At 37.0% G+C, this 7,212-nt stretch carries 7 protein-coding genes; all 7 read left to right on the forward strand.

Annotation, left to right across the window (positions count from 1 at the left end; genetic code table 11):
- Window positions 1–131 precede the first annotated feature (131 nt).
- Entirely contained in the window at window positions 132–749 is a 618-nt protein-coding gene (locus CWB65_RS07325) for a hypothetical protein (protein WP_249365023.1), read from the forward strand.
- Window positions 750–756: 7 nt separating this feature from the next.
- Window positions 757–2,739, forward strand: a complete 1,983-nt coding sequence (locus CWB65_RS07330) for a 2Fe-2S iron-sulfur cluster-binding protein (RefSeq protein ID WP_249365024.1) — start codon at window positions 757–759, stop codon at window positions 2,737–2,739.
- 4 nt (window positions 2,740–2,743) lie between these two features.
- Window positions 2,744–3,493, forward strand: coding sequence for a hypothetical protein (locus CWB65_RS07335; protein ID WP_008133160.1), 750 nt, complete (start codon window positions 2,744–2,746; stop codon window positions 3,491–3,493).
- Between the two features lie 29 nt (window positions 3,494–3,522).
- Window positions 3,523–4,281 (forward strand): cytochrome c3 family protein, encoded by a 759-nt coding sequence (locus CWB65_RS07340; protein ID WP_238530330.1) that lies wholly within the window; start codon window positions 3,523–3,525, stop codon window positions 4,279–4,281.
- A gap of 17 nt (window positions 4,282–4,298) precedes the next feature.
- Window positions 4,299–5,522, forward strand: a complete 1,224-nt coding sequence (locus tag CWB65_RS07345; protein ID WP_008133164.1) for an Aq_097 family APC-type transporter — start codon at window positions 4,299–4,301, stop codon at window positions 5,520–5,522.
- A gap of 132 nt (window positions 5,523–5,654) precedes the next feature.
- A complete protein-coding gene (locus tag CWB65_RS07350; RefSeq protein WP_138740289.1) occupies window positions 5,655–6,068 on the forward strand; it encodes a hypothetical protein in 414 nt (137 codons plus the stop codon).
- A gap of 190 nt (window positions 6,069–6,258) precedes the next feature.
- Window positions 6,259–7,107 carry a porin gene (locus tag CWB65_RS07355; RefSeq protein WP_249365025.1) on the forward strand — a complete coding sequence of 283 codons (849 nt, stop codon included), beginning with the start codon at window positions 6,259–6,261 and terminating at the stop codon, window positions 7,105–7,107.
- Window positions 7,108–7,212 lie beyond the last annotated feature (105 nt).

The following is a 7,212-nucleotide window of genomic DNA, read 5'->3' on the forward strand; positions in this document are numbered from 1 at the left end:
GTTATTTTCTTCTAATGGGTATCTTTGAGCATCTCAATATGAAACAGACTACTATGATAATTTAAACGAGTCAGGTAAAGTGGCCTGACTTAAACAAACTGGTCTCCGATGAACTCGGGGCGATTCAAACCTTGCCTAGCCTAGAAAACGTTAAATTAAGTACTTCAAATGCTCTTGAAACAACCGGAGATAATCAGGGCGATACCTCTAGTAGCCTTAACCAAAAAATGGGGCGAAATAAAATGGGTATGATGACCAAGAAAAAAAACTGCATGGGTAGAATGTGTAAAATGATGATGAAAAACAAATCAATGATGGGGACCAAACCTTTACCAGAAAAACAAGGATCGTTATCTACCAAGACTGATGTTTTACCTGGCTATCAAGATGCACCACACCTATATCACCTTGGTGAAACCGACTTTTTTCTAGATTATGTATCTGAACTTGAACTGACTTCCGGGCAGGTTGAACAATTGTTTAACATAAAGCAGCAATGGGGAATTACCCAACGAGAAAAAGTTACTCTGCGTGAACAACTCGAAAAGCGTTTGTGGAAAGAGACCGCTTCAGGAATCCCTAATTTAAATAAGGTTAGAGATACTCTTTCAGAAATAGCATCTGTCAATTCAACACTACGATTATCATTTATCGAGATGGTCGGTCAATCTGTAGACGTTTTATTGCCGCAACAAGTGGAACTTATTAAAAAAATAAATATATCAAAAGAATTTGATAGTAAGGAATAGGTCTATAATGAATTTCTTTATTAATAAAACAGTTATTACTCTATCACTTTGGGTTACCTTATATTTTTATTGCACTGCATCATTTGCTCAGCAAGGGAAAGATGAACATGCGAGTCATCATCCAAAGAATTCACAAATTTCACCAACTCAAAAAAATATTGTCGTAGCTAATAATGACGGTGTGAGTAACTTATCTGTTGATAGTGTTGGCCAAACACAAACCTCTGGTATGTCTAAAGGCCCAGGAATGGGTAAAAAGATGAACGGAATGATGGAGCAAATGGGAGCACCTAAGCCTAAAGATCTCTACCCCACATTAATGCGCCTATCGAAACTTCCTCCTCACTTGGCCGATGAAGTACTTCAAAAAGCCATAAATAGAATGCAAAAAGGTAATCAAATAATGGTAGACGGCTTTATGTCGTTAGCTAATGCCGATGGTCAGCAAAACTATTCTGAAATGCAATCTTCTATAGAAAAAATAGAGCAAGGTTTAAGTCAATACAATAGTGGTTTAGCTACTAAAAGGGCGATAGCAGAAGGGCAGGAACCAAGGCGAGTGGCTCTTCAATGGTTTAAAAGTCAAATGAATCTCTTACCAACAGTGCCTAAAAGCGAGCAATCAAATATATTCGGAATAAGCATACTTCACTTTGGTGTTATGACCATTTTATTTCTATTTGCGTTTGTTTTTATTTGGGTATACGCCTTTAAAATGAAAAGAGCATCTGCGCTGTTAGAAGAATTAAAGATAGCTCCAGTCAAGGAGCCGCAAGTGATAGACAATGAAAATAAGAAAGAAGTTTCTGAAAATATAAACACTAGCCCCACGTTTGATGAGTCTAGTGAGTTGAATGGAGCATTGGTTGCTAGTAATGAATCTACTGATTTTACTTCAAAGAAAAAGGGCGTGTTCAAAGGTACTGTATATGTCATCGGAATATTTAATGAAACACATGATGTAAAAACAATTAGATTGGCTTCTTTAGCAGGGGAACCGCTGCCATTCAATTATGAGCCAGGCCAATTTGTTACTTTCTATCTCAATATCCCTGAACAGCCCAAAGTAGTCAAACGCTCATATACCATTGCCTCGTCACCCACTCAGAGAGATTATTTTGAAGTAACAATAAAGAGAGAGGAGCAAGGCTTAGTCTCTCGTTTCATGCACGACAACGTTTGCATAGGAGATGCGCTTGAAATAAAAGCACCTAATGGTAAGTTCTACTTCAACGGAAATAATGAAGAGAATATTGTATTAGTATCTGGTGGTGTTGGGATTACCCCCATGATGAGTGCCGTTAGATATTTAACCTCTACCTGTTGGAAAGGAAATATCTATTTTCTTTTTTGTGCAAGAACATCAAATGACTTTATTTTCGAACGAGAATTAAGGTATTTACAATCTCGTCATAAAAACTTACATGTCTTAGTGAGCATGACACGAGTTGAAGGAACTGCTTGGATGGGACCTCAAGGTAGATTTACTTCTCAATTGGTAAACGATTTTGTTCCAGAACTATCGGAAAAAACTGCTCACATTTGTGGGCCTCCACCGATGATGGATGCTATGAAAAACATGCTTATTGAGTTAGGTATGATGCCTCAAAGAGTGAAAATAGAAGCTTTTGGTGGTAGTAGCCCTGTGAAGAAAGAAAATAAACCACAAAGTCCTATCATGGGGAATATAGATAAAAATACCAGTATCAAAGCTGAAGCTATTAATAATGGTTTTGAAGTGTCCTTTACTCAGTCAAATAAACATGCAAAAGCAGCAGAAGGAGAAAGCATTCTTGATGTTGCAGAAAATTTAGATGTTGATATTGATAGCTCTTGCAGAGCAGGAAGCTGTGGCTCATGTAAAGTCAAGTTACTCGAAGGGCAAGTAGAAATGGATGTGGATGATGGCCTAGAGGTTGATGATAAAGAAAATGGTTACGTATTAGCTTGTCAATCAATACCCAAAACCCCTGTAAAGGTGGAGATATAAAGTTATGGCAAATCAAGAACGGAGAATTGTCGCCAGTTTAGTGTTGCTGATGATCGTGCTATGGGGTGGATTTGTTTGGCACAGTTCACCACGTTTTCCTGGCAGTTTTAGTGGAAGTATGCTCGGAATAATAGCCGCCTTTTTGTTGTTTTTTCCTTTAATTTACTTAGTGATCAAGAGAAATAAATCAATAAAAACCTGGGTGACCAAGAAGGTTCCTATGTCAACATTATTGGTTTGGCATATTTATGCTGGGGTGTTAGGACCAATCATAGGATTACTACATAGTGCTCACCGTTTTGATAGTTTACTTGGTATTCTATTGGTGCTCTTAATGATGCTAGTTGCGATTAGTGGTTTCATTGGACGATATATACTTAGCTTAATATCGTCAAAATTAAAAGATAAGAAAAAACTAAAAGAAGAATTAAAAAATGAATTAAAAGATGAACAAATTGAATTGCATGACCGATTTTGTTCGAAACATATTAACGCTATGCCAAGTGATTTAAACTCACACTCTCCATCACTCTTTTCAACTAGTCTTGGCTTAGGTCGAACTAGCAATGAGAGAAGAATTTTGCGATTGGTCGATGCAATATCAGATATTGAATACAGCATTCGTATTCATGATACAGCAAAGCTTTGGTTCAAACGGTGGTTAAAATTTCATATATCTATTTCCATGATCTTATATGTGCTCATAATTTTTCATATTACTGCTGAAATTTATTTTGGTTTGAGGTGGTTATGATCAAATATATTTTTGGTGGAATTATAGCAGTGATTATAGCTGCGTTGGTAAGTCACTATTACCATTCGAGTGAGTTACCCGATATAAATTGGGAAATGACCGTTATCCCTGGAGATTTAAGTGAAGCCCATTCCTTTTTAGAAGATGATTGTCAAAGTTGTCATACGCCAATAACGGGGGTTACTCGTGAAAATTGTGTTGTTTGTCATGCCAATGATACTCAAATAATCCAGCGTCAGCCTACTTTGTTTCATGTCGATATAGCTGAATGTAATTCATGTCATATGGAGCATCAAGGAAAAGCAGCACGCATATCTACAATGGATCATGAGGCACTCTCTGATATAGGTTTACGCATGTTACCTGAAGATAATACCCCGTTTGATCAAGGCACGGCTGTGCAAAAGCTTTTCAAAGAAATGTTATCGGATAATCGAAAAGTGGATCCGCTACTTATTAATCCGCATGTTAGTACAAAAGAAGCGTTGCTTAATTGCGCTACTTGTCATGCTAACGATGATAGGCATTTTGGGTTGTTTTCAGATGATTGTGTACAATGTCATAGCACTGAACAGTGGTCTCTATCTTCATTTGTTCATCCATCAAACAAGTCAAACGACTGTAATCAATGCCATGAGGCACCACCTAGCCACTATATGAAACATTTTAAAAAGATATCTGCAAAGGTTGCAGGGGAGCACAAAGCACCTGTAGAAGAATGTTTTGCTTGTCATCAAAATACCTCCTGGAATGACATTAAAAAAGCTGGCTGGTATAAACACCATTAATCTTTGGAGTATGAAGTATGTTGCATAACGGTATTGCAATTTTCTTTTCATTAGTTGTAGTTATAGTTTTGTTTAATAAACGGTTTCGCTTATCGCAACAATGGAGGGCGACCGTAACTCCTTTAGCTTCAATCATTGGCAGTGGATTTTTAATTGTTGCACCACTACTGCATGCCACTATGGGAAAGTGGGCATTAGCTGGAATTGTAGTTTTATCACTGTTTTCATTAGCTTTGGGAGCTATTATTCGCTTCAACATACTTCATGCTGAGCAATATTTAGTTGAAAACCCTAATGGATCTATTGCAAAGCTAGAACAGGTTGGTCAATGGTTTCTTGGAGGGGCATATGCAATATCTGTCGCTTTTTATATCAGCCTGTTTTCTGCATTTGTTTTTGACCGCCTTGGTATTGAAAATTTGTATATTGTAAGGGTTGCCACAACTGCGGTATTACTTTCGATAATGGCTGTAGCTTGGATTAGAGGTGCGAAGGGTTTAGAAGCTATAGAGCTTTATGCTGTGACCATCAAACTTTCTATTATAGTTGGTGTATTGGTTGCTTTGTTTACTTATGACATATCGACAGGTAAGGCTTGGTTTGAACATTCAGCTGCTCAGAGTTTAAGTAAATTTGAAATAATTAGCATGCTGGCTGGAATGCTGATGGTTACACAAGGGTTCGAAACAACTCGTTTTATGGGGGCAGAATATTCAGCAGCTCAACGTATAAAGGCAGTCAAATATTCACAAGGGATCGCAATTGTACTGTATGTCATTTTTATAGGGTTAACCTGTCCAATATTTTTAGAATTTCCTATTGTTGAATTAAATGAAACTACGATTAGCCATACATTAGGCAAAGCTGTTTGGGTCTTACCTATTCTGCTTTTAATTGCTGCAACAGCAAGCCAACTAAGTGCTGCACTAGCCGATACAATAGGTGGTGGAGGTCTAGTTAGAGAGCTTCTCAAATCTAAAATTTCAACTAATATGGGATATATGTTAGTGGTCATTTTAGCAATTATTTTGGTCTGGACTTCGAATGTTTTTGAAATAATTAATTTCGCTTCTAAAGGGTTTGCTCTTTATTATTTAGTCCAGACGCTAATTACAACAATGCTATTGCTTAAATACAAGAATAAAACAGGGAGAGTATGGCTAAAAATCATTGGGAGCGCGTTTATAGCTGCTTCTCTCGTATTTGTAATTCTCTGGTCTGTACCTGCGCCACATGGTTAATTGGATGATGAAAGATAGTAACCATAATTATTTTAAGGGATTGTTCGAATGCTTGATTTCAATCAATATTATCAGAGCAAATATGCTATAAGTTTATAGTGAAGTAACATACTAGCGAGGATAGAACTGTCCATGGGACAACGTTTGAATTGGCTATTTTATATTTTGATATATTTGTCTTTAAATGGACAAGTATTTGCTACAGCTATTCATTTGTGTTCTGAAATGGCCATCACCTCTAATGCACTATCATCTCTAAACAAAACTGTTAATATCCATGATCATCATCATGATAGTGAGCACCAAGAAAAAGCTGAAATACCTGAAAGTAAGCATGCTAATCATGATTCAAAAACAATGGATAACTGCCATTGTATAGATTGTGATTGTATGCAAGATTATACAGGGGAGGCAAACTCTTCATTAGTTCAAGATATTAATATATCAGGTTTTCTACCTGTAATTTCGAAGGTTACTAAAAGCTTAATTCAAAACTTTATATCGCAAACTCGATCTAATCCTTATCGCCCTCCAATATTCGCTTAATAGGGATCAGTGTGCCTATTTTTAGGTAACTGACTTCCATTAATTCAAAAAAGTTTAGAGCACCATGAAAACTATGATGGGTTTGCGTAAAAGTAAAGTGTGTTCTTTTTGCTCTATAACTAATTCTTATTTTTAAATTAAATCAGTGTGATGAATAACTCACGCCAACACAAAATATTAAGGTGATACCATGAAAAAGGTACTTCTCCAATCGGCAGTTGCAGCAGCCATTTCAATGTCTTTGATGACAACTGCTACCGCACAAGAAAGTTCTGCTTTAGATATTGGTCGTTTAGCATTGGCTGGTTACGGTGACGTAACTTATGCATACCAGCCAAATATGAAAGATGAAGAAGGCAATGATACTCAAAATAATGTAGTTGCACGGTTTGTTCCTATTTTCTTATTCCAATTATCTGAAAAAATCCATATTGAAGCAGAGTTAGAATTTAGCACTAATGCGGAAGGGGAAACTGAAACAGAACTTGAATATGCAAATATGCATTATTTCTTTAATGATAATACCATTATTACTGCGGGTAAGTTTTTACTACCTTTTGGGCAGTTTGCTGCCAACATTCATCCTAGTTGGATTAATAAGGCCGCAAGTAATCCTGGTATCTATGGTGGACATGGAGGTAATGGTTCTTTAGCTGGCGTTACCTATATCATGAATGATACTGGTGTTAACGTTTCAAATACTTGGGACCTCGGTGATGCAGGGCGAATATTTACCGACTTTTATGCAGTAAGTGGTCCCCGGCAGGAAGCCGGTGACCATGGTGGCGGTGTAGAAATAGAATCTAAAAAAGGTGACAACAACGACTCGATGGCATTAGGGGGAAGAATCGCTTATGCGTTTTTACCTGAATGGGAGATAGGGATGTCTTATTATAGTGGGGCGTATAGTGACGATGGAGATCTAAATTATAGCGCATATAACATAGACTTTAACTGGATTGGAAGTTACTCCAGTGTTCGAGGGGAAATTTTTGGTTCTACAGCGGAAACAGAAGGTGAAGATGTAGTGGTACAGTGATTTTGGCCACCCATTAAGAAAGAAATGTTATGCTAATAAGCATACAAATTTGGGTGAAAAAATGACGAAATTAAAAAGCGCAACGTATTCTTCTTCAAGAAACTT

The sequence above is a fragment of the Pseudoalteromonas sp. S554 genome, from assembly GCF_005930865.1.
GTDB classification, from domain to species: Bacteria; Pseudomonadota; Gammaproteobacteria; order Enterobacterales; family Alteromonadaceae; genus Pseudoalteromonas; species Pseudoalteromonas marina.

Coding starts and splice junctions, on each gene's coding strand:
- CWB65_RS07350 (WP_138740289.1), top strand. CDS start 5,655: ATGGGACAACGTTTGAATTGGCTATTTTATATTTTGATATATTTGTCT.
- CWB65_RS07355 (WP_249365025.1), top strand. CDS start 6,259: ATGAAAAAGGTACTTCTCCAATCGGCAGTTGCAGCAGCCATTTCAATG.
- CWB65_RS07335 (WP_008133160.1), top strand. CDS start 2,744: ATGGCAAATCAAGAACGGAGAATTGTCGCCAGTTTAGTGTTGCTGATG.
- CWB65_RS07330 (WP_249365024.1), top strand. CDS start 757: ATGAATTTCTTTATTAATAAAACAGTTATTACTCTATCACTTTGGGTT.
- CWB65_RS07345 (WP_008133164.1), top strand. CDS start 4,299: ATGTTGCATAACGGTATTGCAATTTTCTTTTCATTAGTTGTAGTTATA.